Source organism: Staphylococcus sp. HMSC067F07 (assembly GCF_001837405.1).
GTDB lineage: Bacteria > Bacillota > Bacilli > Staphylococcales > Staphylococcaceae > Staphylococcus > Staphylococcus capitis.
Genome location: NZ_KV832234.1, coordinates 161,894 through 187,750, shown reverse-complemented (window position 1 = coordinate 187,750; position 25,857 = coordinate 161,894). Strand labels below are relative to the sequence as shown.

The following is a 25,857-nucleotide window of genomic DNA, read 5'->3' as shown; positions in this document are numbered from 1 at the left end:
GGTTGTACTTTTTATTTTAAATAAAGTTCGGTATAATGACTTTTGGAAATGAGGACGATTGTTATGATTAAATCAAGATATCATTGGGATTTAGCCCAGCCAACTGAATACATAACAGATGATCTTGCTAAGAAACTTAAACTTTCACCTATTGTAAAAAAAGTTTTGGAAAGCAAGAATCTAGTTCAAGAAAATAATATTTTAGATGTATTAGAAGATAAAGTACTTGACCATGATCCTTGGTTATTAAGTGATATGCAAAAAGCAATTGATCGCATAAATTTAGCTATTGATAAAAATGAACGTATTTTAGTCTATGGCGATTATGATGCTGATGGTGTCACTTCAACAACTATTCTTGTTAATACATTACAGCAATTGGGTGCTCAAGTAGGATGGTATATTCCTAATCGGTTCTCTGAAGGTTATGGACCTAATGAACATGCCTTTCGTAATGCATATGATGAGGGGATCTCACTAATCATAACAATGGATAATGGAATACAAGGGCATGATGAAATTAAAATGGTTCAAGACCTCGGTGTGGATGTCATTGTGACAGATCATCATGAGATTGGACGTACTTTACCAGAGGCATTAGCCATTGTACATCCAATGCACCCGGATTTTGACTATCCGTTCAAATATCTTTGTGGTGCTGGTGTGGCATATAAGTTATCGCAAGCTTTATTAAGTCATCCACCTCAGCAATTTATAGCATTAGCAGCTATAGGAACGATTGCAGATTTAGTGTCTTTAACAGATGAAAATCGTTCAATAGTTAAAAGAGGATTGAAAATATTAAATGATCAGACACCTGTTTCTATCAATGCTATATTGAAACAAGCAGGTTATAATGATCAAATCAACGAAGAAACAATTGGGTTTATCATTGGACCTCGACTCAATGCGGTAGGTAGATTAGAAGATGCATCACTAGCTGCTGAATTATTAATGGTAGATGAGTTTGAGGAAGCAGAATTTTTAGCTGAACAAGTGGAGCATTTCAATCAAGAAAGAAAAGATATTGTAGCAGAAATTACTGAAGAGGCGCTTTCATTAGCTGAGGAACAAGTTCAACAAGGAAATTTATTTTTATTATTAGCTAAAGAGAATTGGCATGAAGGAGTACTCGGTATTGTAGCATCTAAGATTGTTGAAACTTATGCTCTGCCAACTCTAATCTTGAATATTGATTTAGAGCAAAATCATGCTAAAGGCTCTGCACGCTCGATAGACCAGGTGTCAATGTTTGAAATTTTAAATGCTCATCAGGATTTAATTACTAAATTTGGTGGTCATCATATGGCTGCTGGTATGACTATGGATATAGAAAATATTGATGAACTACGAAAAGGTCTTAACGAATGGATGAAGCAACTTTCAGAATCAACATCTTTAGCACCACGTAAACATGTAGATGTACTGCTCAATGAAAGTGAAATTACTGTTAAAAATATTCAAGATATACAAAAATTGCGTCCATTTGGTACAGACTTTAATAGTCCTACATTTGAAGTTAATGATTTAAATGTTAAATCGATTAAAGCTATTGGCCAGGAAGGTAAACATTTAAAAGTGGCACTTGGAGAGAATCAATTAGCGGCACTTTACTGGAGTTATGGACATCTTGCTAAAGAAATTGAAATGGGGCAACCACTTAATTTAATAGGTAACCTTCAAATCAATGAATGGAATGGAAATCAATCACCCCAATTAATTATTCAAGATATTGCTACAGAAACAATACAAATCTTAGATTATCGAAGCAAACGTAAGCATCTTCAATTCACTGAAAATAATTCTAATACAGCATATGTGATTCATCCTAAAAAGGATAAACCCAATGAGCATCATTATTATTATAGTGAAACTATAGAATCACAATATGATAAAGTAGTTCTCAGAGATTTACCTACAACAATGAATGAAATTGAAGAAACGCTTAAACAATTACAATTTTCCCAGCTTTATCTTGTTTTACAACATGATCAATCAATTTATTTTGAAGGTATGCCAAGCAAAGCATTATTTAAAGAATGTTTTAAAGCTTTAATTAACAAACAAGAAACAAATTTAGCTAAAGAGGGTATGATGTTGTGTGAGTTTTTAAAAGTTAAGCCAGAAATATTAAAGTTTATGCTTAAAGTTTTTAATGAGCTTAATTTTATTTACAACGAGGATGGTCTTATTAAAATAAATTCACACTCTAGTAAAAAAGATATCGAGACGAGTCGTCTTTACCAATTAAGACAATCTCGAATAGAAGTAGAAAAAAGATTACTGTACGATGACTTTTCAAATATTAAAAAATGGATAAAGTCTCAATTGAGTTAAAATTTAGGAGGAAATTTAATGGATTTAAAACAATATGTCTCAGAAGTTCAAGATTGGCCAAAACCGGGAGTAAGTTTTAAAGATATAACTACAATTATGGATAATGGTAAAGCATATGGATACGCGACTGATCAAATCGTGGAGTATGCGAGAGAAAGAGATGTTGATGTTGTAGTAGGGCCAGAAGCTAGAGGATTTATTATTGGTTGTCCAGTGGCATACTCTATGGGGATTGGATTTGCTCCTGTGCGTAAAGAAGGTAAATTACCTAGAGAGGTTATTCGTTACGAATATAGTTTAGAGTACGGTACAAACATTTTAACTATGCACAAAGATGCGATTAAACCAGGTCAACGTGTGTTGATTACAGACGATTTACTCGCTACGGGTGGTACAATTGAAGCGGCAATTAAACTTGTAGAGAAATTAGGTGGCATCGTTGTAGGTATTGCATTTATTATCGAATTAAAATATCTACATGGTATTGAAAAGATAAAAGATTATGATGTCATGAGTCTTATTTCATATGATGAATAACTAAAGTTATGTTCAAAGCTATATCTTGTATTATTTAAATTTTAATACAGGATATAGCTTTTTTATATTTGCAAAAGTAACCTTATTTTAGCGAAATTTAATAAATAGATTGTAAGCTTTAAAGTCTACCCACGTTTATTTATTTAAAAAATTGTAGTATCATAGAACTATTATTTAAATTAAAGTGAACTACCTTATTTAAGTTAGGGTAAAAGTTATAGTAAAGTGGAAGTAAGTATTACTTATTGTATAGATAAGGACATAGATTTTATATAATCAGAATTTTACAAATATATTATATTTTAATTTTCAAAATCAAAAACCTATAAAAGCAAATAAATTAACTCGTTTATTTAGCGTTTAAATACTAAGGTATGTAATAGTAATAAATTTGAGTGGGGTGTCATAATTTGAACAACGAATATCCATATAGTGCGGATGAGGTTCTTCATAAAGCTAAATCATATTTATCGGCAAGTGAATATGAATATGTACTTAAAAGTTATCATATCGCTTATGAAGCCCATCAGGGTCAGTTTAGAAAAAATGGCTTACCTTATATCATGCATCCTATTCAAGTTGCAGGTATATTAACTGAGATGAGACTCGATGGGCCTACAATCGTAGCCGGCTTCCTACATGATGTCATAGAAGACACGCCTTATACATTTGAAGATGTTAAAGATATGTTCAATGAAGAGGTTGCTCGTATTGTAGATGGTGTAACAAAACTTAAAAAAGTTAAATATCGCTCTAAAGAAGAGCAACAAGCTGAAAACCATAGAAAACTATTTATAGCCATCGCTAAAGATGTTCGAGTTATTTTAGTGAAGTTAGCAGACCGTCTGCATAATATGAGAACATTGAAAGCAATGCCTAGAGAGAAACAAGTCAGAATTTCAAAGGAAACTTTGGAGATATATGCTCCACTTGCGCATCGTTTAGGTATTAACACAATCAAATGGGAATTAGAAGATACAGCATTAAGATATATTGATAGCGTCCAATACTTCCGTATTGTAAATCTAATGAAGAAAAAACGTAGTGAACGTGAAGCATATATAGATAATGCGATAAACAAAATTGAAGCAGAAATGGAAAAAATGAACCTTTCTGGTGAGATTAATGGTAGACCTAAACATATTTATAGTATTTATCGTAAAATGATGAAACAGAAAAAACAATTTGATCAAATTTTTGATTTATTAGCAATACGTATCATTGTTAATTCAATTAATGATTGTTACGCCATTTTAGGTCTTGTTCATACATTATGGAAACCTATGCCGGGTAGGTTTAAAGATTATATAGCTATGCCAAAACAAAATATGTATCAATCTCTTCATACTACAGTTGTAGGTCCTAATGGTGATCCACTCGAGATACAAATTAGAACATATGAAATGCATGAAATTGCCGAACACGGTGTAGCGGCTCACTGGGCTTATAAAGAGGGAAAAACGGTTAATGAGAAAACTCAAGATTTCCAAAACAAACTTAATTGGTTAAAAGAACTAGCTGAAACAGATCATACCTCCACTGATGCTCAAGAATTTATGGAGTCTTTAAAATACGATTTACAAAGCGACAAAGTTTATGCGTTTACACCTGCGAGTGACGTTATTGAATTGCCATATGGAGCAGTGCCTATTGATTTCGCTTATGCCATACATAGTGAAGTAGGTAATAAAATGATCGGTGCAAAAGTAAATGGCAAAATTGTACCTATTGATTATGTACTACAAACAGGTGATATCATTGAAATACGTACCAGTAAACACTCATATGGACCGAGTCGTGATTGGTTGAAAATCGTAAAATCTTCAAGTGCGAAAAGTAAGATTAAAAGTTTCTTTAAAAAACAAGACCGCTCCTCAAATATTGAAAAAGGTAAATTTATGGTTGAAGCAGAAATAAAGGAACAGGGATTCCGTGTTGAAGATGTTTTAACCGAAAAGAATTTAGAGGTTGTAAATGATAAGTATCATTTTGCAAACGACGAGGATTTATTTGCGGCTGTAGGATTTGGTGGCGTAACTTCCGTACAAATTGTTAATAAACTAACTGAAAAACAACGAATATTAGATAAACAGAAAGCTTTAAATGAAGCCCAAGAAGTTACAAAATCAGTTCCTATTAAAGAAGATATTATTACTGACAGTGGTGTATATGTTGAAGGATTAGAAAACGTCCTTATCAAACTGTCAAAATGTTGTAATCCTATACCTGGTGATGATATTGTAGGATATATCACCAAAGGTCACGGTATAAAAGTTCACCGTACAGATTGTCCAAATATAAAAAACGAGACAGACCGGTTGATTTCTGTAGAGTGGGTTAAATCTAAAGATTCAACTCAACGTTATCAAGTTGATTTAGAAGTGACAGCATACGATAGAAATGGTTTACTTAATGAAGTGCTACAAGCTGTTAATTCGACAGCAGGTAGTTTAATTAAAGTTTCAGGTCGTTCTGATGTAGACAAAAATGCTGTGATAAATATTAGCGTGATGGTGAAAAATGTTAACGATGTTTATCGCGTCGTTGAAAAGATAAAACAACTAGGTGACGTATATACAGTATCGAGAGTTTGGAACTAGAGGTGCAAAAGAAATGAAGATAATTGTACAAAGAGTTAAACATGCAAGAGTAATAAATGATTCTATCGATAATGAAATCGAGAGAGGATTTTGTTTACTAGTAGGTGTAGGCAAAGATTCTACTGAAGAAGATATCAAAATCGTTGCCAAAAAAATTGCTAACGCTCGATTATTTGAAGATGAAAATAACAAATTAAACCTTAATATTCAACAAGTTGATGGACAAATCTTATCTGTATCTCAATTCACACTTTATGCAGATGTTAAGAAAGGTAATCGTCCTGGATTTTCAAATTCAAAAAGCCCTGAAGAAGCGAAACAACTTTATGAAAGATTTAATGAGGAATTAGAATCATACGGTTTAACTGTTAAAACAGGCGAATTTGGTACACACATGAATGTTGAAATTAACAACGATGGTCCTGTTACTATAATCTATGAATCACAGGATGGAAAAATTCTATGAACAAAATAGATGCTTGGTTAACACGACATGGCCTAAAAAATTGGCTTACACTTGTAGTAGTCATAGCATTCATTCTATTTATTATCTTGTTATTTATGTTTCTCAATCAAGGTGATGAGGATACTGGTCAGATTACAATCACTGAAAATGCTGAATTAAGAACAGGTCCTAATGCAGCCTATCCTATCATTTACAAAATTGAAAAAGGTGATAGCTTTAAGAAAGTAGATAAACAAGGTAAATGGATAGAAGTCCAAAATCGGGCTGGAACAGAAAAAGGCTGGGTTGCCGGTTGGCATACTAACTTAAATATACATGCTGACAACTCTAAAGCTTCTAATCCTCTTAAAGGTAAAACAATTGTACTTGATCCTGGTCATGGTGGTAGTGACCAGGGTGCATCAAGTAACACCCCCTCTAAAAGTTTAGAAAAGAATTACACTTTGAAAACTGCTAAAGAACTTAAAAAATTACTTGAAAAAGAAGGTGCCAAAGTCAAAATGACTCGCACCACAGATAAATATGTGTCTTTAGATGATAGAAATATAAAAGGTGACGCATTTATCAGTATACATAATGACTCTTTAGATTCCTCTAATGCTAACGGTGCAACCGTTTATTGGTTACAAGATAATCAAGAATCGCTCGCTCAAACATTAAATTCTAATATCCAGAAAAAAGCCTTGCTTACTAATAGAGGTGCGCGACAACAGAATTATCAAGTACTCCGACAAACTGATGTGCCAGCTGTATTGTTAGAACTCGGATATATTAGTAATCCAACCGATGAAAATATGATTAAAGACCAACTACATCGTCATGTCGTAGAGCAAGCAGTAGTTGATGGTCTTAAACAATATTTCTCATCATAGAACTTGCAAATTAAAATAAAACTCGTTATCATAATTAATGAACTTTATAAATAAAACCATTATTATTCTTGGAAGATTAAACGAAAAAGGTAGCAAAGTATTGCGTAGAAATACAATCCTAGGCTGTAAGATTGTACTGAGTAGTTTAATTCTTGAACACAAGAAGAGGTACTTTAGGAAACTAATGTCGGCTTACGCACGTTAAGCGTATTGAGTGGGTCAAGCTCTTATTAAGAGACTGATCAATTAGGGTGGCAACACGGTTATTACGTCCCTTGTATAGTTTTAAACTATACAAGGGACTTTTTATTTTCTTAATTGGGGATAATCATCACCTTAGTCGTCATGATGACCTATTCTGAAACTAACGACAAAGGAGACAATGATATGATCAAGATTCCAAGAGGCACACAAGATATCTTACCTGAAGATTCAATCAAATGGCGCCACATTGAGAATAAATTAGATGAACTCATGGAATTATATAATTATAAAGAAATTCGCACACCTATATTTGAAAGTACTGAACTATTCGCAAGAGGTGTTGGCGATTCTACCGATGTAGTTCAAAAAGAGATGTATACCTTTAAAGACAAAGGAGATCGTAGTTTAACTTTACGACCTGAAGGTACTGCAGCGGTTGTTCGTTCTTATATAGAACATAAAATGCAAGGTAATCCTAATCAACCTGTTAAATTATATTATAACGGTCCTATGTTCAGATATGAACGTAAACAAAAAGGACGTTATCGTCAATTTAATCAATTTGGTGTAGAGGCGATTGGTGCTGAAAATCCGAGTATAGATGCTGAAGTTTTAGCTATGGTAATGCACATTTACGAATCTTTTGGTTTAAAACATCTTAAACTCGTTATTAATAGTATCGGTGATAGTGAATCACGAAAAGAATATAACGAAGCGCTTGTTAATCATTTTGAACCTGTTATTGATACGTTTTGTTCAGACTGCCAATCTCGTTTGCACACAAATCCGATGCGTATTTTAGATTGTAAAATTGACAGAGACAAAGAAGCAATCAAAACCGCACCTCGTATAACAGATTATCTTAATGACGATTCTAAAGCATACTATGAACAAGTAAAACATCATTTAGATGACTTAAATATTCCTTACGTAGAAGACCCAAATCTAGTAAGAGGCCTGGATTATTATACTCACACAGCATTTGAACTTATGATGGATAATCCAAACTATGATGGAGCTATCACTACATTATGCGGTGGCGGTCGTTATAATGGTTTACTACAGTTATTAGATGGACCAAGTGAAACTGGTATTGGATTTGCTTTAAGTATTGAAAGACTCTTACTTGCACTAGAAGAAGAAGGTATTGAGTTAGATATTGAAGAAAACTTTGATTTATTTATCGTAACGATGGGTGAGGAAGCTGATCGTTATGCAGTGAAGCTTTTAAATGACTTACGAAAAAATGGTGTGAAAGCTGATAAAGATTATCTCAATAGAAAAATTAAAGGACAAATGAAACAAGCCGATAGATTAAATGCAAAATATACAATTGTCATTGGCGATCAAGAACTTGAGAATAATTCCATTGCAATTAAAAATATGACTACAGGCGAGTCAGAAAATATACAACTTGATCAGTTAATTAATTATTTTAAAAAGTAGAAAGGGAGTATAACTTTGAGTAAGAGAACAACATATTGTGGTTTAGTCACAGAAGATTTATTAGATGAAAAGGTAACTTTAAAAGGATGGGTACACAATCGCCGTGATCTCGGAGGATTAATTTTCGTAGATTTAAGAGATCGTGAAGGTATTGTTCAAATCGTTTTCAATCCGGACTTTTCAGAAGAGGCCTTAAAAGTAGCTGAAACAGTACGTTCTGAGTATGTTGTAGAAGTACAAGGTGTTGTTACTAAACGTGACCCAGAAACAATTAATCCTAAAATTAAAACAGGTCAAGTAGAAGTTCAAGTTTCAAATATAGAGATTATTAATAAGTCAGAAACGCCTCCGTTTGCAATTAACGAAGAAAACGTCAATGTAGACGAGAACATCCGCTTAAAATATAGATATTTAGATTTACGTAGACAAGAATTAGCTCAAACTTTCAAAATGAGACATCAAACAACACGTTCAATTCGTCAATATTTAGATGATAATGGCTTCTTCGATATAGAAACGCCAGTATTAACTAAATCTACACCAGAAGGTGCTCGTGACTATTTAGTACCTTCACGTGTTCATGAAGGTGAATTTTACGCTTTACCTCAATCACCTCAGCTGTTTAAACAATTATTAATGATAAGTGGTTTTGATAAATATTATCAAATCGTTAAGTGTTTCCGTGATGAAGATTTACGTGCAGACCGTCAACCTGAGTTTACGCAAGTAGATATTGAAATGAGTTTTGTTGATCAAGAAGACGTTATTTCAATGGGCGAAGAGATGTTACGTAAAGTTGTTAAAGATGTTAAAGGTATCGATGTAGAGGGACCGTTCCCACGTATGACATACGCTGAAGCTATGGACCGATATGGTTCAGATAAACCTGATACACGCTTTGATATGGAACTCATTAATGTATCTCAATTAGGTAAAGACATGGATTTCAAAGTCTTTAAAGATACTGTTGAAAATGAAGGCGAAATTAAAGCAATTGTTGCTGAAGGTGCTGCGGATCAATATACACGTAAAGATATGGATTCATTAACTGAATTTGTAAATATTTACGGTGCTAAAGGATTAGCTTGGGTTAAAGTAGTCGAAGATGGCTTAAGTGGCCCAATCGCTAGATTCTTTGAAGATGCTAATGTAGAAACATTAAAAACATTGACTGGAGCTAAACCTGGTGATTTAGTTATGTTTGTAGCCGATAAACCTAGTGTGGTTGCTCAAAGTTTAGGAGCATTACGTATTAAATTGGCCAAAGAATTAGGATTAATCGACGAGTCTAAATTAAACTTCTTATGGGTAACTGATTGGCCATTACTTGAATATGATGAAGATGCTAAACGTTATGTTGCTGCACATCATCCATTCACATCTCCTAAACAAGAAGATATTTCTAAACTAGATTCTGAACCTGAAAATGTTCAAGCAAACGCATACGATATCGTATTAAATGGTTATGAGCTTGGTGGGGGATCAATAAGAATACATGATGGTGAATTACAACAAAAAATGTTCGAAGTTTTAGGGTTCTCTACTGAACAAGCAAAAGAACAATTCGGCTTCTTACTTGATGCATTTAAATACGGTGCACCTCCACACGGCGGTATAGCATTAGGATTAGACAGACTAGTGATGTTACTCACTAACAGAACAAACCTAAGAGATACAATCGCATTCCCTAAAACAGCATCAGCAACATGCCTATTAACAGACGCACCAGGAGAAGTATCAGACAAACAACTAGAAGAACTCTCACTACGAATCAGACACTAGGGGCCCCAACATAAAGAATTTCAAAAAGAAATTCTACGAGCAATGCAAGTTGGGGTTAGGCTCCCGACACAAAGGATTTCGATAAGAAATCCCTCGAGCAATGCAAGTCGGGACAAAGGGGCCCCAACATAAAGGATTTCAAAAAGAAATCCCACGAGCAATGTGGACCTAGATGAAAACTCAATACCGCTTACTAAAGTTAAAAATTTAGACATAAAAAAGTTGATACTTTGAGTTTAAAAATTTCTTTAAATTCGAATTTGTGGTAAGATTATTTCATAAGATAGTCATCTGTGGTGTACGTAAGTTTGCTTTTTATTTGGGCCTAACACTCTTTGATCAGGGAGCCCAATAGGTTTTCTCGCAGCGCACACGCCTCTATAGGAGGACTTGCAAAACGAGAAACAGGGCACCCACCTGTATATAGCAGGCCGAATGATCAAGCTATTTACAACTACGGCACCTACGGACTCTATCGATACGCAAGACTTCGGTCTTGCGTATTTTTATGTGAATTTTTACAATGATGAATATACATACATAAATGAAAAGCTAATTAAGGTTTAGTTTGATAAAGGAGTACAGAATGAAACATCAATTTTCCAGAAATGAATTGGCAATTGGTCAAGAAGGCTTAGATTTATTAAAAAATAAAACTGTAGCAGTTCTTGGTATCGGAGGAGTCGGATCTTTCGCTGCAGAAGCACTTGCTAGAACAAATATTGGTCATATTATACTTATTGACAAAGATGATGTTGATATTACAAACGTTAATAGACAAATTCATGCATTAACATCTACGATAGGTCAAAGTAAGGTCACGCTTATGGAAGAGCGAATTAAATTGATTAATCCAGATTGTAAAGTAACGTCGCTTCATATGTTTTATACAGAAGAAACATATGAACAAATTTTTAATAATTATCATATAGACTACTTTATTGATGCGAGTGATACCATTATTTATAAAGTACACCTTATGAAAGAATGTCTAGAGCGTGGAATTGATATGATTTCAAGTATGGGTGCAGCAAATAAAACGGATCCTACACGTTTTGAAATTGCAGATATTTCTAAAACGCATACAGATCCAATGGCCAAGGTGATTAGAAATAGATTAAAAAGACAAGGCATTAGAAAAGGAGTCAAAGTCGTATTCTCTGATGAAAGTCCAATTGTGATTCGTGAGGATGTAAAAGAAACTGTTGGCGATAAAAATGCGATTAATCGTAAAGGTCAAATGCCACCTTCATCTAACGCCTTTGTACCAAGTGTGGTAGGACTCATATGTGCAAGCTATGTTATTAATGATATTTTAAAAGATATTCCAGTTAGACGTATTAAAGATAAAGGTCAGTAACCTCAAAAAAGTTAGCTTATATTCCATAGGATAGATTGAACAGAAGTTGCATATAACTACTATTCAACTATCTTATTATTGGAATATAGCTAACTTTTATTTTTTGTTTAATAAATTTTCATAAACATCTTTAAATTGTTGCTCACTCTTAGACGTTGTTTTAGGTTCATAGTAAATTCTATTTTTAAGTTTGTCTGGTAAATATTGTTGCACGACGTGACCATTTTCATAATTGTGAGGATATTTATAGCCAATTGCTCTTCCTAAGTCTTTAGCGCCAGAGTAATGACCATCTTTTAAATAGTCTGGTATTTGTCCTACTAAACCTTTTCTGATATCACTCAAAGCACTATCTATAGCTGTGATTCCTGAATTAGATTTAGGTGATAAACACAGTTCTATCACAGCTTGGCTAAGTGGAATTCTAGCTTCAGGAAATCCAAGACGTTCAGCTGACTGAATTGCCGCTAATGTTCGTTGCCCCGCAGAGGGTGAAGCTAGGCCAACATCTTCGTAACTAATGACTAATAAACGCCTTACAATGGTAGGTAAGTCGCCAGCTTCAATAAGTCGTGCTAAATAATGTAATGCTGCATTAACGTCACTACCTCGAATTGATTTCTGAAAAGCACTCATTACATCATAGTGCATATCCCCATCTTTATCGCTCACAAAAGCACCTTTTTGTAAACAATCTTTAGCATCATCTAATGTAATGTGACGTTGGTTTTCAACTACCTCTGCACTTAGAACTGCTAACTCTAAAGCATTTAGGGCACTTCTTACATCACCTTGGCTTTGAGTGGAAAAGTACTCCATAGCATCTTCGTCTACAATGGGATGATAACTTTTAAGACCTCTATCACTATCCTCAATTGCACGATCAAGTGCAATTCTTACATCATGGTCATCTAAAGGATAAAGTTCAAAAATTTGAGCTCTAGAACGGATAGCTGGGTTAATTGCATGATATGGATTAGACGTTGTGGCTCCTATCAAGACAATTTTGCCATTTTCTAAATGAGGCAAAAGAAAGTCTTGCTTTGCTTTATCCAAACGGTGTATCTCATCAAGTAGCAAGATGACTTGGCCAGACATTTTGGCTTCTTCAACAACCATTTGCATATCCTTTTTAGTATTTGTTACAGCATTTAATTGTCTAAATTTAAACTGCGTACTTCCAGAAATGGCTTTGGCAATACTCGTTTTACCAATACCTGGAGGTCCATAAAATATCATGGAAGAAAGTCGTTTAGTCTCAACCATTCTTCTAATAATACCTTTAGGACCAACGAGATGCTGTTGTGATATAATCTCATCTATATTCATAGGCCTCATTCGAGACGCTAGAGGTTCTGTACTCACATTTGTCACACCTTTCTAATATTATCTTAACGTAAAAAATGATAGAATGGGAATATATAATTCGAATTAAGTGAGGTTATACAATGAAAATATCAACAAAAGGGAGATACGGATTAACATTGATGATTTCTCTTGCTAAAAGAGAAGGTCAAGGTTGTGTATCTTTAAAGTCTATTGCTGAAGAAAATAAACTAAGTGATTTATATCTTGAACAATTAGTCGGCCCTTTAAGAAATGCTGGATTAATTCGAAGTGTGCGTGGTGCTAAAGGTGGTTATCAACTTAGAGTACCAGCTGATGAAATCACAGCAGGCGATATTATTCGCTTACTTGAAGGTCCGATTACGTTTGTAGAAAGTATTGAATCTGAACCACCTGCACAGAAACAATTATGGTTGAGAATGAGAGATTCAGTTCGAGATGTGTTAGATAACACAACTTTAAAATATCTTGCTGATTATAAAGAAACCAATGAAGATTTAGATGGCTATATGTTCTATATTTAACATTTTAGTAATCTATTTAAGTTAGAAATATACTCATTAATCGCATAAATCCTAAATTTTTATAGAAAAATTTAATTAATAATGTTTATCCTCATTTTCAAGTGGTATAACAATTAATACATCGAAGAGGTAGTAAGTATGGCAGACGAAATTAAGTTTAAATAAACTTAAGCTAACGTCAAATAGTCAATTGGAAATGCTACCATCAACCAAGAACTTGAAAGTGAAGGTCCGTAAAATAGTGCTTATGGCGAAACGAATGAATTCGTTGTAAATGTCAAAGATAAAGCAAGTGACCTTATTAATAAGCAAAAAATAATTTTTCAAATTCGAAAGGAGCTATTATTTATGAGTTTCATGGATAAAGCAAAAGAAGCAGCAGAAAAATTCAAGGATAGCGATAACGAACAAGTTAACAAAGCAAAAGATAAAATTAACGAATACACTGGTGGCGGAGACGACGACAAAAAAGACAAAGACGACAAATAAGTCTTAACCATACAGTTATAAAGGGAGGGCAGACGCCCTCCCTTTATTTTATATTATGACTGAATTACTTTTTGTAATCTTTGATAAGATTCAAGTTGTTTATCTTGGTCATAAATGTAACTTATTGCCATTAGCTCATCAATTTCTCCATATTCCTTTATAAAGCCTTCAAGTTGACGCTTAACAGAATCCTCTGAGCCAATTAAAGAGCCACTGAAACGTTGTTTAGCTAGTTCATATTCTCTCGGAGTAAGTAATCCTTTTAAATCATCAGTTGGTGGTTGAACAGGTTGCATTCTGCCTCTTGTAATACTTACCATTACTTGAGCCATTGTGCTTGCTAAATATTCTGCATGCGTATCTGTATCTGAAACAATCACATTTAAACATACAATGACATAAGGTTCGCTTAACACATCAGAAGGTTCAAATAACTCTTTATATATTTGAATAGCTTCTTTCATTTGTTGAGGCGCAAAATGTCCGGCAAATACATATGGCAATCCTCTTCTAGCAGCCACATGAGCAGAATCAGTAGAAGAGCCTAGTATATATAGAGGAACATTTTTACCTACAGCAGGGTAAGCTCTTACATATGCTTGTTGATTCCCCGGTCCGAAGTATTTCTCTAGTTGTTCGACTTCTTCAGGAAATTGGTATACACCATTATGTTGGTCACGTCTTAATGCACTAGCAGTCATCATATCTGTACCAGGCGCGCGACCTAAACCTAAATCAACGCGATGTGGGAAAAGTGTTTCCATCGTGCCAAATTGTTCGGCCACTATAAGTGGTGCGTGATTAGGTAACATAATTCCACCTGAACCTACTTTAATTCTTTCCGTATGTTCTAAAGTATGTTGAATAAGTAATGCCGTAGCAGAACTAACTAAATTTGGAGCGTTGTGATGTTCAGCTATCCAATAACGTTCGTAACCTAATTCATCTAAACCTTGAGCTAATTTAACCATGTCATTAATAGCGTCTTTATCGTCTTGACCTTCTCTAATAGGTACAAGATTTAATGCTGATAATTTAATATCTTTCATTTTATAGCTTCCTTTCATGACAATTTAATAGTTGAAGTATAACAACTGAATATTGAATGCAACATTTATATGCTCATGCATAGAAAGGTTTCATCTTTTTGGAAAATGAGTTTCATTAAAGATTAATCATCGAAAAATTACTATTTAAGATGTTAAAATATTATAGAAATAAAAATTCTTTCCATAAACAGAAAGGTAGAAAAAAGCAAGTATTGGTGCTATTATAGGAACATTGATAACATGACGAGGAGTGTCCACACATGGAAGTTTATGCAGATTATGCCGCGACCACACCAGTAAAAACAGAAGTCGTTGATGCAATGATGGAAATCTATAAAGAACATTATGGTAATCCATCTTCTATTCACTCAATAGGTAGAGATGCACGTAAATATTTAGATCAATCACGCCGAAAAGTTGCACAACTATTAGGTGCAAAACCTCATGAAGTGATATTTACAAGTGGTGCTACGGAATCTAATAATACTGCAATCAAAGGATTAGTAAAAGCGAATGAACAATTAGGAAATCATATTATTACTTCTAAAATTGAACATCATTCCGTTTTACATGTATTTGAGCAACTTGAACGAGAAGGCTATGACGTAACATATTTAGATGTAGATGATACTGGAGCGGTTGATTTAGATCAATTACGTGAAACAATCACAGATAAAACAATTCTTGTATCAATTATGTTTGTTAATAATGAAGTTGGTACTGTTCAAAATATGTATGACATTGAGGACATTATTGCTGAAACTAATGCGTTATTCCATGTTGACGCTGTACAAGCTATTGGTCATTTAGAAATTGACTTTCATGATTTCAAAATTGATACTATGAGTGTAACTGGACATAAATTTGGGGGCCCTAAAGGAGCTGGTATACTCTTAGTAAAGGACCATACTCCGCTTGAATTTAATCAGCTAGGTGGGGAACAAGAAACGAAACGTCGAGCTGGTACTGAGAATGTTCCTCAAATAGTTGGACTTACTAAAGCTTTGGAATTAGCAGTTCAACATCGTGACGCAAATAATGTTCATTTAATGAATTTAAAAGAATTATTCTTAGTTAGTTTGCAAGAACGTGTGATCCCGTTCGAACTTAATGGTTCTATGACAGACTCAACAGGTCATATTTTAAATCTTTATTTCCCATTTATTGATGTTGAAACAATGTTAACTCTACTAGACCTCTCTAATGTATACGTATCATCTGGGTCAGCTTGCACAGCAGGTTCTACAACACCGTCACATGTTTTAGCAGCAATGTTTGAAGATGAAGAACGTGCAAAACATTCTGTTAGATTTAGCTTTAATGAACAAATGAACGAACAACAAATTAAATATATAGTAGCCGAAATTCATAAAATTTATCATAAATTTAAGGAGGAATCATAGTGTCAAATAAAGATATACGCGTAGTCGTTGGTATGTCTGGAGGTGTTGATAGTTCAGTAACTGCACACCTATTAAAAGAGCAAGGTTATGACGTTATAGGTATTTTTATGAAGAACTGGGATGACACTGATGAAAATGGTGTATGTACCGCCACAGAAGATTACAATGATGTCATTGCAGTATGTAACCAAATTGGTATACCATATTACGCAGTTAACTTTGAAGAAGAATATTGGGACAAAGTATTTACTTACTTTTTAGATGAATATAAAAAAGGACGCACACCAAATCCTGATGTAATGTGTAATAAAGAAATTAAATTCAAAGCATTCTTAGAGCATGCTTTGAAATTAGGTGCTGACTATGTCGCAACTGGACATTATGCTCGTATACGTCGACACGAGGATGGGCATGTAGAAATGTTACGCGGTGTAGATAATAATAAAGATCAAACTTACTTTTTAAACCAACTATCACAAGAACAACTTTCTAAAGTTATGTTCCCAATTGGTGACATTGAAAAAAGTGAAGTTAGACGAATCGCAGAAGAACAAGATTTAGCTACAGCCAAGAAAAAAGATTCTACAGGAATCTGTTTCATTGGTGAAAGAAACTTCAAGGAATTTTTATCGCAATATTTACCAGCACAATCAGGTGACATGGTAACATTAGATGGTAAAAAAATGGGACAACATAGCGGTTTAATGTATTATACAATTGGACAACGTCATGGCTTAGGAATAGGTGGAGATGGAGATCCATGGTTTGTTGTAGGTAAAAACTTAGATGACAATTTTTTATATGTTGAGCAAGGCTTCCATCATGATGCTTTATATAGTGATTACTTAATCGCTTCAGATTTCTCATTTGTTAATGAAAATGAAATTGACTTAGAGCATGGTTTCGAATGTACTGCGAAATTCCGTTATCGTCAGAAAGATACAAAAGTATTCGTTAAAAAAGAGGATGAATCTTCAATTCGTGTAACTTTCGACCAACCTGTACGCGCAATTACTCCTGGACAAGCGGTTGTCTTTTACAATGAAGAAGTCTGCTTAGGTGGAGCTACTATAGATGATGTATACAAAAATGAAGGTCAACTTAGTTACGTAGTTTAAACCGTGAACTTGAATACCGTTAATTCATAAGATGACTATCTTTGGGTTAACGGTTTTTATTTTTTTAACATGTTATAATTATTTAGAAACGAGGTACGAATGATGCATGAACAGAATCAGATTTATCAATATATTAAAGATGGTAAGTTCGAAGATGCTTTAAAAGCGCTTTTCGAAAATATTGAAGAAAATCCTAATGCAGTTGAAAACTACATTAATGCAGGAATTGTGTTATCTGATGCAGGAGAAATAGAAAAAGCCGAGCGTTTCTTCCAAAAAGCGATTACTATTGATCCGTCTAATGGTGCTGTATATTATAATTTAGCGAATGTTTACTATAATCAAGTTCGCTTTAAAGAAGCAATTAAATTATATCAAAAGGCATTAAAAAACAATGTAGCTACTGTAGATTGTAATTATATGATTGGAATGTCATTTAACCAATTAGAAGCTTTTAAAGAAGCATTACCATTCTTGATGACTGCAGCTGAAAAAGACGATAACGATGATGTTGAGATTCAATTTCAATATGGACTTGTCTTATGCCAGCTCGAAATGTTTGAACAAGCCATTAATCAGTTAAATCACGTATTAAAAATTGACCCTAAACATGTAGATGCTATATATAATCTCGGCCTAGCAAGCTATATGAAAAAAGAAGATGTTGATGAAGCTATTGCTTATTTTGAACAAGCAGTTTCTATTGATGAACAGCATTTATTAAGTCAACACGCTTTAAAAACGTTTAAGACGATGAAAGAGGAGGAGTAACATGTCTGACCCTACACTTTTTGATAAATCAATGATCAAAGGTACTGTAGATGCTATATTATTTCAAAATAATGATAATTTCTATACAGTTCTTAAAGTAGACACGATTGAAACGAATGAGTCCTTTGATAGCATGCCAACTGTTGTAGGGTTTCTTCCAAATGTAGTTGAAGGAGACGTCTATACGTTTAAAGGGCAAATTGTCGACCACCCACGTTATGGTAAACAATTAAAAGCTGAAACTTTTGAAAAGGAACTTCCACAAACCAAAGATGCAATTATTAGTTATTTATCTAGTGATTTATTTAAAGGAATAGGAAAGAAAACTGCTCAAAATATTGTTAATGCATTAGGCGAGAATGCAATCAATGATATATTAAATAATCCTGAAGTGTTAGAAAAAGTCCCTAGTTTACCTAAGAAAAAGCAAAAGCAGATTGCAGAACAAATAAGTTCGAATCAAGAATCAGAAAAAATAATGATTCGGTTACATGATTTAGGATTTGGTCCTAAACTTTCAATGGCAATTTATCAGTTTTATATGGGAGATACATTGAAAATACTAGACGAAAATCCTTATCAACTCGTTTATGATATTAAAGGAATAGGTTTTAATAAAGCTGATCAATTAGCGCGAAACATTGGTATTGCAGCAGATTCTGAAGAGCGTTTGAAAGCAGGATTGCTTTATACACTTGAAGAAGAATGTATCAAACAAGGACATACATATTTGCCTAATTCATATGTGATTGAATCAACGCAAACTATGCTTAACGATAGCTCTGAAGTTGTAATTTCTACTAAAATGCTAGAGCAAAAGATTGAGCAACTCTCTGAAGAGAAAAAATTGATTCAAAGCGAAGAACAAGTTTCAATTCCAAGTTTGTATTATTCGGAATTAAAGAGTGTTCAAAATCTTTATCGTATTCAAACTAATAATAAAAAGTTAAAAGAAATCGAACAATCAGATTTACAAATGCATATTGGTGAAATTGAGTCACTAAATCAAGTAAATTATGCAACTTCACAGAAAGAAGCTTTAGAGACGGCAATCAATTCAAAAGTGATGCTTCTTACTGGTGGTCCCGGTACTGGTAAAACTACTGTCATTAAAGGCATCGTAGAGCTTTATGCAGAAATACATGGATTATCATTAGATTATGATGATTACAACGAGGATGATTATCCAGTTGTACTTGCTGCACCAACTGGACGCGCATCTAAAAGACTTCAGGAATCTACTGGATTAGAAGCAATGACAATTCACCGTTTAATAGGTTGGAATCAAGAAACACAACCTGAAGATATTTTAAATAATGAAATTAATGCACGGCTTATCATTATAGATGAAATGTCTATGGTAGATACATGGTTATTTCATCAATTTTTAAGTGCTGTTCCATTAGATGCTCAAATTGTATTTGTAGGAGATGAAGACCAACTCCCTTCAGTTGGACCGGGTCAAGTGTTTAAAGACCTCATTGATTCTAAAAGAATTCCGCGTGTTAATCTTACGGAAGTGTATCGCCAACAGGATGGCTCAAGTATTGTTGATTTAGCACATCGTATGAAAGTAGGCGAACCCATAGATATAACTCAACGTTTTCACGATCGCAGTTTCATTAACTGTACTTCAGACCAAATACCTGATGTAGTAGATAAAGTTGTTAAAAGTGCAGTGAGTAAAGGGTATAATATGAGTGATATTCAAGTCCTTGCTCCTATGTATAAAGGTAATGCAGGAATAAAACGTCTCAATCAAGTATTACAATCTATTTTAAATCCAAAGGAAAAAGATAGTCGTGAAATTGAATTCGGAGATGTTGTATTTCGTAAAGGAGATAAAGTACTTCAGTTGGTCAATAGACCTAATGACAATATATTTAATGGTGATATTGGTGTAATTGTAGGCATATTTTGGGCTAAAGAAAATGCTCTTAATAAAGATGTAATAGTAGTAGATTTTGAAGGAAATGAAATTACCTTTACTCGACAAGACTTACTTGAACTTACTCATGCTTATTGTACATCTATTCATAAATCTCAAGGGTCAGAATTTCCAATTGTTATTATGCCTATAGTTAAACAATACTTTCGTATGTTACAAAGACCTATCCTTTATACGGGTCTGACCCGTGCTAAGCAATCACTTGTTTTACTTGGGGATCCCCAAGCATTTGATATAGGACTGAAGACAAAAGGCCAAGAACGTTTAACTCAGTTGAATCACTTATTAAAATCTTATTTTGGTGATGAGCAAGAAGTTATAGGTAGTTCAGGTCATTCATCTGTAAATAGCACTGAAAAACATGATACTACACAAACTGAAGAAGAGAGCGCAACAACTGACGCACCACAAAATGACATTGTTCTTAGTGAAACCACTATATTTAAAATTGATCCTATGATTAATATGGGAGAAATGACGCCTTACGATTTTGCCGAGCATTGACATTCGTCATTAAAATAAATAAAATAAACTTAAGTTCACATAAAGATGAGTAAGTAACATGTTGATTTTAGAGATGTACTGGCTGGTGTAAAGTGCAATCAATGTTACCGAACGCTACTTTATGTCATAGAGAATACGTAATTTTAAGTGGTAAGAAATTTAATTAAGTTATAAATAGTTTCTTTTATAGCTACTATTATTTTTCTTATAACTAGGGTGGTACCGCGATAACGTTCGTCCCTTTGTGGATGAACGTTTTTTATTTTTCGTGTGATTATCATTAAGTTAAAATTCGTATTTCTTTATTAAATACTTATTTCCCAAGGGAGTGTTCTATAGATGAAAAATTTAAAAGCTAGTGAAATTAGACAAAAATATTTAGATTTCTTCGTTGAAAAAGGTCATATGATTGAACCTTCTGCACCACTTGTACCTATTGATGATGATTCATTACTATGGATTAACTCAGGTGTAGCAACACTAAAAAAATACTTTGATGGTCGCGAGACGCCAAGAAAGCCAAGAATTGTAAACTCACAAAAAGCCATTCGTACTAATGATATTGAAAATGTTGGCTTTACAGCGAGACATCTTACATTTTTTGAAATGCTTGGAAATTTCTCAATTGGAGATTATTTTAAACAAGAAGCAATTGAATTCGCTTGGGAATTCTTAACTAGTGAGAAATGGATGGGTATGGAACCAGAAAAATTATATGTAACAATTCATCCAGAAGATACGGGTGCTTATAAAATTTGGAATGAAGATATTGGTTTAGATGAAACTCGTATTATTCGAATCGAAGGTAACTTCTGGGATATTGGCGAAGGGCCATCGGGACCTAATACAGAAATTTTCTATGATCGTGGTGACGAATATGGTCAGAATGATCCTGCTGAAGAAATGTATCCTGGCGGAGAAAATGAAAGATATTTAGAAGTATGGAATTTAGTATTTAGTGAATTTAATCATAATAAAGACAATACGTATACACCACTTCCTAATAAAAATATTGATACTGGCATGGGATTAGAGCGTATGGCTTCAATCTCGCAAAATGTCAGAACAAATTATGAAACAGATTTATTTATGCCTATTATAAATGAAGTTGAAAATGTTTCAGGAAAGAAATATTTAGAAGTTGAAGAGCAAGACGTAGCATTTAAAGTTATTGCAGATCATATTAGAACCATTGCGTTTGCTATTGCTGATGGTGCATTACCTGCAAATGAAGGACGTGGATATGTCCTACGTCGTTTATTACGTCGTGCAGTTAGATTTAGTCAATCACTAGGTATTAATGAACCATTTATGTTTAAACTTGTGGATATTGTTGCTGAAATTATGGAACCATATTATCCAAATGTTAAAGAAAAAGCCGATTTTATTAAACGAGTGACTAAGTCAGAAGAAGAACGATTCCATGAGACACTCGAGGAAGGCTTATCAATTCTAAATCAGTTAATTGAAAAAGCTAAAAAAGACAATCATGAAATTAAAGGGGAAGATGCATTTAAACTGTATGATACTTATGGTTTCCCTGTAGAATTAACCGAAGAATTAGCAACTCAAGAAGGTTTATCAGTTGATATGACTACTTTTGAAAATGAAATGCAACAGCAAAGAGACCGTGCTAGACAAGCACGTCAAAGCTCTCAATCTATGCAAATACAAAGTGAAGTGCTAAAAAATATTACTGATGATAGTACATTTGTTGGATATGAAACAACTGATTACCAATCTATAATCACGCATTTAATATACAATGGTGAAGAAGTCGAGTCAGTGGAAGCTGGAGAGACTGTTTATTTCACACTAAAAGCTACGCCATTTTATGCTGTCAGTGGTGGCCAAGTAGCAGACGAAGGTACAATTGGAAATGATAAATTTGAAATTGCAGTATCTGAAGTGACGAAAGCACCAAATGGTCAGAATCTACACAAAGGTATTGTGCAATATGGACAAGCTACAGTTGGAGCAGAAGTGGATGCTAGTGTTAATAAAGAAGACCGTCGTGCAATTCAAAAGAATCATAGTGCTACGCATTTATTACATGCTGCTTTAAAAGAAGTATTAGGTGATCACGTAAACCAAGCAGGTTCATTAGTAGAAGCAGATCGATTACGTTTTGACTTCTCGCACTTCGGCCCAATGACGCAAGAAGAATTAGATCAAGTTGAACGAAGAGTGAATGAAGAAATATGGAGAGGCATTGATGTTCGTATTCAAGAAATGGGTATAGATGAAGCCAAATCTATGGGGGCAATGGCTCTCTTCGGTGAAAAATATGGTGATATTGTTCGAGTAGTAAATATGGCTCCATTGTCTATCGAATTATGTGGTGGTATTCATGTAAGTAATACTGCAGAAATTGGTTTATTTAAAATTGTAAGTGAATCTGGTACTGGTGCAGGAGTTAGACGTATCGAAGCGTTAACAGGAAAATCTGCTTTCCTTTATCTCGAAGATATTCAGTCTAAATTTAATACCATTAAAAATCATGTTAAAGTCAAATCAGATGAACAAGTAGTTGGTAAAGTAACTCAGTTACAAGAAGAAGAAAAATCATTACTTAAACAATTAGAACAACGTAACAAAGAAATCACCTCTCTTAAAATGGGAAATGTTGAAGACCAAGTTGAAGTTATCAATGACTTGAAAGTATTAGCAACTGAAGTTGAAGTTCCAAACACTAAAGCGATACGCTCAACGATGGATGATTTTAAATCTAAGTTACAAGACACGATTATTGTGTTAGCAAGTAATGTTGATGGTAAAGTTTCCATAATAGCTACTGTTCCTAAATCACTTACAGATCAAGTTAAAGCAGGAGACATTATAAAAAACATGGCACCTATCGTAGGTGGTAAAGGCGGTGGTCGTCCGGATATGGCTCAAGGTGGCGGCACACAACCTGAAAACATAACAGAAGCATTACACTTCATTAAAGATTACATTAAAAATCTATAACTTAATTTCATAATATTGTAGAATTAACTTGAATAATAATATGCATTAAAAGGAGTGTCACATATGGAAAACTTTGATAAAACGATGAAATTTGACTATGAAGAGATTCCAAAAGAAGATGTCAAATCAGTACTTAACAATGTGCACCGTACATTAGAAGAAAGAGGGTATAACGCAGTAAATCAAATTGTAGGTTATTTACTCTCTGGTGATCCTGCCTATATTCCTCGCCAAAATGAAGCGAGAAATCAAATTCGTCATATTGATAGAGATGTGATTATGGAAGAACTTGTTTCTTATTATTTAAAAGAGTCTGACCATTAAAATGTTACAACATAAAATTATAGGTTTAGACGTAGGAAGCAAAACTGTTGGCATTGCTATAAGTGACCTAATGGGATGGACTGCCCAAGGTTTAGACACACTCCGTATCAACGAAGAACAAAACGAATTAGGCATAGAAGAATTAGTCGATATTATTAAAAAAAATCAAGTCGGTACTGTAGTTATAGGATTACCTAAAAATATGAACAATTCTATTGGATTTCGAGGAGAGGCTTCGTTACAATACAAAGAGAAACTTCAAGAAGCCTTGCCTTCCATAGAAATTATAATGTGGGATGAACGATTAAGTACGATGGCTGCTGAACGTTCATTACTAGAAGCAGATGTTTCTAGGCAAAAGAGAAAGAAAGTTATAGATAAAATGGCAGCTGTGTTTATATTACAAGGCTATTTAGACTCTATCCAATAAAGGAGATATAAAAATGACAGAACATAACCACGAACAAAATCATGAATCAGATTTAAGCATTAATAACGAAGAAGAATTATTAACTTTATTCGATGAAGACGGCAATGAAGTTTTATATCGTAAAATGTTAGAATTTTACCATCCTGAATTCAAAAAGGAATATGTTGTATTAGCCGAAGAAGGTGCTCAATCTGATGAAGATGATATGATTGAACTCGTACCTATGATTAATGAACCTGATGAATCTGGAGATGGTGGTAAATTAGTACCTATCGAAACAGATGAAGAATGGGATATGATTGAAGAGGTTGTAAATACTGAGATTAATGAATAGTATCTCATTATTAATATGTAAGCTTTAATTGTTTAAAACTCATAGCTCTAAGATGTAAGTTTTTAGTATACATCTTAGAGCTTTTTTGATTAAAAATGAGTTAATTTATTGTTATTTAATTGAGTTAGTAATATCGAACTTAAAAACGCAAACTATAATTACTTTAATAACATACTAAAATAAATTGAATCACATATTTCGCACTTATATTTATTAATAATTTATGGTAAAATATGTAAAGTTAATTTCTATGAAACGATCATTCACTTCTAATATGAAAGAAATAGAAGCACCATTATAGAAATCAGTCATTTATATTGATTAAAATGATAATCAATTTTGGACTGATTTATTTTATGTCTACAAATCTTTTTAGTTTTTATAATAAAGGAAGTTATTTCAAAATGGATTTGAACCAAAACTATTTAACTCAATTGCATCAAAAGTTAGATACAAACATAGAGAATTTAAGACCTTATGCAGAAGACAATCAAGTTCCTATTGTAGATAAATTAACTTTAGATATGATTAAACAATTAATAAGAATGAATCATACCAAAAACATTCTAGAAATTGGTGCTGCTATTGGCTATAGTTCAATGCAATTTTCTTCAGTAGCAAATGATATACATGTAACTACCATTGAACGTAACGAAGATATGATTGCTTTGGCGCGAAATTATTTTCATCAATATGGTTACAATGAACAAATAAGATTGATTGAAGGTAATGCGCTAGAAACATACCAACAAGTCAATGATAGAGAATATGATATGATATTTATCGATGCAGCCAAAGCTCAATCCAAAAAGTTCTTTGAGTTATATACGCCTCTTTTAAGAAAAGGTGGGATTGTAGTAACTGACAATGTCTTATACCACGGTTTTGTATCGAATATAGACATTGTGAGATCTAGAAATGTTCGTCAAATGGTTAAAAAGGTACAACAATATAACCAGTGGTTAATGGAGCAATCAGGGTATACAACTAACTTTTTAAATATAGATGATGGTTTAGCAATATCAATTAAAGGAGAATGACT

The 25,857-nt window shown here is 33.5% G+C and carries 21 protein-coding genes and 1 other RNA gene; 20 read left to right on the top strand and 2 right to left on the bottom strand.

Annotation, left to right across the window (positions count from 1 at the left end; all coding sequences use genetic code 11):
- Positions 1 to 63 precede the first annotated feature (63 nt).
- From recJ to HMPREF2706_RS04150, 9 genes are all read left to right on the top strand, one after another.
- Positions 64 to 2,337 carry a single-stranded-DNA-specific exonuclease RecJ gene (gene recJ / locus HMPREF2706_RS04190; protein ID WP_070862206.1) on the top strand — a complete coding sequence of 758 codons (2,274 nt, stop codon included), beginning with the start codon at positions 64 to 66 and terminating at the stop codon, positions 2,335 to 2,337.
- A gap of 18 nt (positions 2,338 to 2,355) precedes the next feature.
- Positions 2,356 to 2,874, top strand: a complete 519-nt coding sequence (locus HMPREF2706_RS04185; protein ID WP_002453394.1) for an adenine phosphoribosyltransferase — start codon at positions 2,356 to 2,358, stop codon at positions 2,872 to 2,874.
- A gap of 410 nt (positions 2,875 to 3,284) precedes the next feature.
- Positions 3,285 to 5,474: a RelA/SpoT family protein gene (locus HMPREF2706_RS04180; protein ID WP_002436070.1), complete on the top strand. Its 2,190-nt coding sequence runs from the start codon at positions 3,285 to 3,287 to the stop codon at positions 5,472 to 5,474.
- 13 nt (positions 5,475 to 5,487) lie between these two features.
- Positions 5,488 to 5,940: a D-aminoacyl-tRNA deacylase gene (dtd, locus tag HMPREF2706_RS04175; RefSeq protein ID WP_049427503.1), complete on the top strand. Its 453-nt coding sequence runs from the start codon at positions 5,488 to 5,490 to the stop codon at positions 5,938 to 5,940.
- A complete protein-coding gene (locus HMPREF2706_RS04170; protein WP_002436126.1) occupies positions 5,937 to 6,812 on the top strand; it encodes an N-acetylmuramoyl-L-alanine amidase family protein in 876 nt (291 codons plus the stop codon). The genes dtd and HMPREF2706_RS04170 overlap by 4 nt, the downstream gene beginning before the upstream one ends.
- 387 nt (positions 6,813 to 7,199) lie before the next feature.
- Positions 7,200 to 8,462 (top strand): histidine--tRNA ligase, encoded by a 1,263-nt coding sequence (gene hisS, locus HMPREF2706_RS04165; RefSeq protein WP_023350155.1) that lies wholly within the window; start codon positions 7,200 to 7,202, stop codon positions 8,460 to 8,462.
- 15 nt (positions 8,463 to 8,477) lie between these two features.
- Positions 8,478 to 10,244, top strand: coding sequence for an aspartate--tRNA ligase (gene aspS / locus HMPREF2706_RS04160; RefSeq protein ID WP_002436088.1), 1,767 nt, complete (start codon positions 8,478 to 8,480; stop codon positions 10,242 to 10,244).
- Between the two features lie 285 nt (positions 10,245 to 10,529).
- Positions 10,530 to 10,720, top strand: a non-coding RNA gene (gene ssrS, locus HMPREF2706_RS04155) — 6S RNA.
- Positions 10,721 to 10,830: 110 nt separating this feature from the next.
- The gene (locus tag HMPREF2706_RS04150) at positions 10,831 to 11,604 is read left to right on the top strand and encodes a tRNA threonylcarbamoyladenosine dehydratase (RefSeq protein ID WP_002435982.1); all 774 of its coding nucleotides are present in this window, start codon (positions 10,831 to 10,833) and stop codon (positions 11,602 to 11,604) included.
- Between the two features lie 96 nt (positions 11,605 to 11,700).
- On the opposite strand, the gene HMPREF2706_RS04145 is transcribed toward HMPREF2706_RS04150, so the two are convergent.
- Complete coding sequence (locus tag HMPREF2706_RS04145; RefSeq protein ID WP_030064671.1) at positions 11,701 to 12,969, bottom strand: replication-associated recombination protein A; 1,269 nt, start codon at positions 12,967 to 12,969, stop codon at positions 11,701 to 11,703.
- 83 nt (positions 12,970 to 13,052) lie between these two features.
- Between HMPREF2706_RS04145 and cymR the strand changes: the two genes are divergently transcribed.
- Positions 13,053 to 13,475 (top strand): cysteine metabolism transcriptional regulator CymR, encoded by a 423-nt coding sequence (gene cymR, locus HMPREF2706_RS04140; protein WP_002436108.1) that lies wholly within the window; start codon positions 13,053 to 13,055, stop codon positions 13,473 to 13,475.
- Positions 13,476 to 13,823: 348 nt separating this feature from the next.
- Positions 13,824 to 13,964: an SAS049 family protein gene (locus HMPREF2706_RS12065; RefSeq protein WP_002436115.1), complete on the top strand. Its 141-nt coding sequence runs from the start codon at positions 13,824 to 13,826 to the stop codon at positions 13,962 to 13,964.
- Between the two features lie 53 nt (positions 13,965 to 14,017).
- On the opposite strand, the gene HMPREF2706_RS04135 is transcribed toward HMPREF2706_RS12065, so the two are convergent.
- Positions 14,018 to 15,013: an LLM class flavin-dependent oxidoreductase gene (locus tag HMPREF2706_RS04135; RefSeq protein ID WP_023350159.1), complete on the bottom strand. Its 996-nt coding sequence runs from the start codon at positions 15,011 to 15,013 to the stop codon at positions 14,018 to 14,020.
- Positions 15,014 to 15,273: 260 nt separating this feature from the next.
- Here HMPREF2706_RS04135 and HMPREF2706_RS04130 point away from each other — a divergent pair, with 260 nt between their 5' ends.
- The 9 genes from HMPREF2706_RS04130 to HMPREF2706_RS04090 all read left to right on the top strand — a co-directional run bounded on the left by HMPREF2706_RS04130 (position 15,274) and on the right by HMPREF2706_RS04090 (position 25,855).
- Entirely contained in the window at positions 15,274 to 16,416 is a 1,143-nt protein-coding gene (locus HMPREF2706_RS04130) for a cysteine desulfurase family protein (RefSeq protein ID WP_049427507.1), read from the top strand.
- Positions 16,416 to 17,534: a tRNA 2-thiouridine(34) synthase MnmA gene (gene mnmA / locus HMPREF2706_RS04125; RefSeq protein ID WP_049427509.1), complete on the top strand. Its 1,119-nt coding sequence runs from the start codon at positions 16,416 to 16,418 to the stop codon at positions 17,532 to 17,534. The genes HMPREF2706_RS04130 and mnmA overlap by 1 nt, the downstream gene beginning before the upstream one ends.
- Before the next feature lie 102 nt (positions 17,535 to 17,636).
- Complete coding sequence (locus tag HMPREF2706_RS04120; RefSeq protein WP_049427510.1) at positions 17,637 to 18,305, top strand: tetratricopeptide repeat protein; 669 nt, start codon at positions 17,637 to 17,639, stop codon at positions 18,303 to 18,305.
- Between the two features lies 1 nt (position 18,306).
- The gene (locus HMPREF2706_RS04115) at positions 18,307 to 20,757 is read left to right on the top strand and encodes an SF1B family DNA helicase RecD2 (RefSeq protein WP_049427512.1); all 2,451 of its coding nucleotides are present in this window, start codon (positions 18,307 to 18,309) and stop codon (positions 20,755 to 20,757) included.
- Positions 20,758 to 21,096: 339 nt separating this feature from the next.
- On the top strand, positions 21,097 to 23,727 hold the full coding sequence (gene alaS, locus HMPREF2706_RS04110) for an alanine--tRNA ligase (protein ID WP_070862205.1): 2,631 nt from the start codon (positions 21,097 to 21,099) through the stop codon (positions 23,725 to 23,727).
- A 63-nt stretch (positions 23,728 to 23,790) separates the two neighbouring features.
- Positions 23,791 to 24,051, top strand: coding sequence for an IreB family regulatory phosphoprotein (locus tag HMPREF2706_RS04105; protein ID WP_002435994.1), 261 nt, complete (start codon positions 23,791 to 23,793; stop codon positions 24,049 to 24,051).
- 1 nt (position 24,052) lies between these two features.
- Positions 24,053 to 24,481, top strand: a complete 429-nt coding sequence (ruvX, locus tag HMPREF2706_RS04100) for a Holliday junction resolvase RuvX (RefSeq protein WP_002435990.1) — start codon at positions 24,053 to 24,055, stop codon at positions 24,479 to 24,481.
- A 13-nt stretch (positions 24,482 to 24,494) separates the two neighbouring features.
- On the top strand, positions 24,495 to 24,815 hold the full coding sequence (locus HMPREF2706_RS04095; RefSeq protein ID WP_002436074.1) for a DUF1292 domain-containing protein: 321 nt from the start codon (positions 24,495 to 24,497) through the stop codon (positions 24,813 to 24,815).
- Between the two features lie 404 nt (positions 24,816 to 25,219).
- On the top strand, positions 25,220 to 25,855 hold the full coding sequence (locus HMPREF2706_RS04090) for an O-methyltransferase (RefSeq protein WP_049427516.1): 636 nt from the start codon (positions 25,220 to 25,222) through the stop codon (positions 25,853 to 25,855).
- Positions 25,856 to 25,857 lie beyond the last annotated feature (2 nt).

Excerpts from the sequence above, each read along its gene's own strand:
- dtd (WP_049427503.1), top strand. The coding sequence starts at position 5,488 with ATGAAGATAATTGTACAAAGAGTTAAACATGCAAGAGTAATAAATGAT.
- ruvX (WP_002435990.1), top strand. The coding sequence starts at position 24,053 with ATGTTACAACATAAAATTATAGGTTTAGACGTAGGAAGCAAAACTGTT.
- HMPREF2706_RS04105 (WP_002435994.1), top strand. The coding sequence starts at position 23,791 with ATGGAAAACTTTGATAAAACGATGAAATTTGACTATGAAGAGATTCCA.
- HMPREF2706_RS04095 (WP_002436074.1), top strand. The coding sequence starts at position 24,495 with ATGACAGAACATAACCACGAACAAAATCATGAATCAGATTTAAGCATT.
- cymR (WP_002436108.1), top strand. The coding sequence starts at position 13,053 with ATGAAAATATCAACAAAAGGGAGATACGGATTAACATTGATGATTTCT.
- HMPREF2706_RS04090 (WP_049427516.1), top strand. The coding sequence starts at position 25,220 with ATGGATTTGAACCAAAACTATTTAACTCAATTGCATCAAAAGTTAGAT.
- recJ (WP_070862206.1), top strand. The coding sequence starts at position 64 with ATGATTAAATCAAGATATCATTGGGATTTAGCCCAGCCAACTGAATAC.
- HMPREF2706_RS04130 (WP_049427507.1), top strand. The coding sequence starts at position 15,274 with ATGGAAGTTTATGCAGATTATGCCGCGACCACACCAGTAAAAACAGAA.
- HMPREF2706_RS04115 (WP_049427512.1), top strand. The coding sequence starts at position 18,307 with ATGTCTGACCCTACACTTTTTGATAAATCAATGATCAAAGGTACTGTA.
- alaS (WP_070862205.1), top strand. The coding sequence starts at position 21,097 with ATGAAAAATTTAAAAGCTAGTGAAATTAGACAAAAATATTTAGATTTC.
- HMPREF2706_RS04170 (WP_002436126.1), top strand. The coding sequence starts at position 5,937 with ATGAACAAAATAGATGCTTGGTTAACACGACATGGCCTAAAAAATTGG.
- hisS (WP_023350155.1), top strand. The coding sequence starts at position 7,200 with ATGATCAAGATTCCAAGAGGCACACAAGATATCTTACCTGAAGATTCA.
- HMPREF2706_RS12065 (WP_002436115.1), top strand. The coding sequence starts at position 13,824 with ATGAGTTTCATGGATAAAGCAAAAGAAGCAGCAGAAAAATTCAAGGAT.
- HMPREF2706_RS04150 (WP_002435982.1), top strand. The coding sequence starts at position 10,831 with ATGAAACATCAATTTTCCAGAAATGAATTGGCAATTGGTCAAGAAGGC.
- HMPREF2706_RS04185 (WP_002453394.1), top strand. The coding sequence starts at position 2,356 with ATGGATTTAAAACAATATGTCTCAGAAGTTCAAGATTGGCCAAAACCG.
- HMPREF2706_RS04120 (WP_049427510.1), top strand. The coding sequence starts at position 17,637 with ATGCATGAACAGAATCAGATTTATCAATATATTAAAGATGGTAAGTTC.
- HMPREF2706_RS04135 (WP_023350159.1), bottom strand. The coding sequence starts at position 15,013 with ATGAAAGATATTAAATTATCAGCATTAAATCTTGTACCTATTAGAGAA.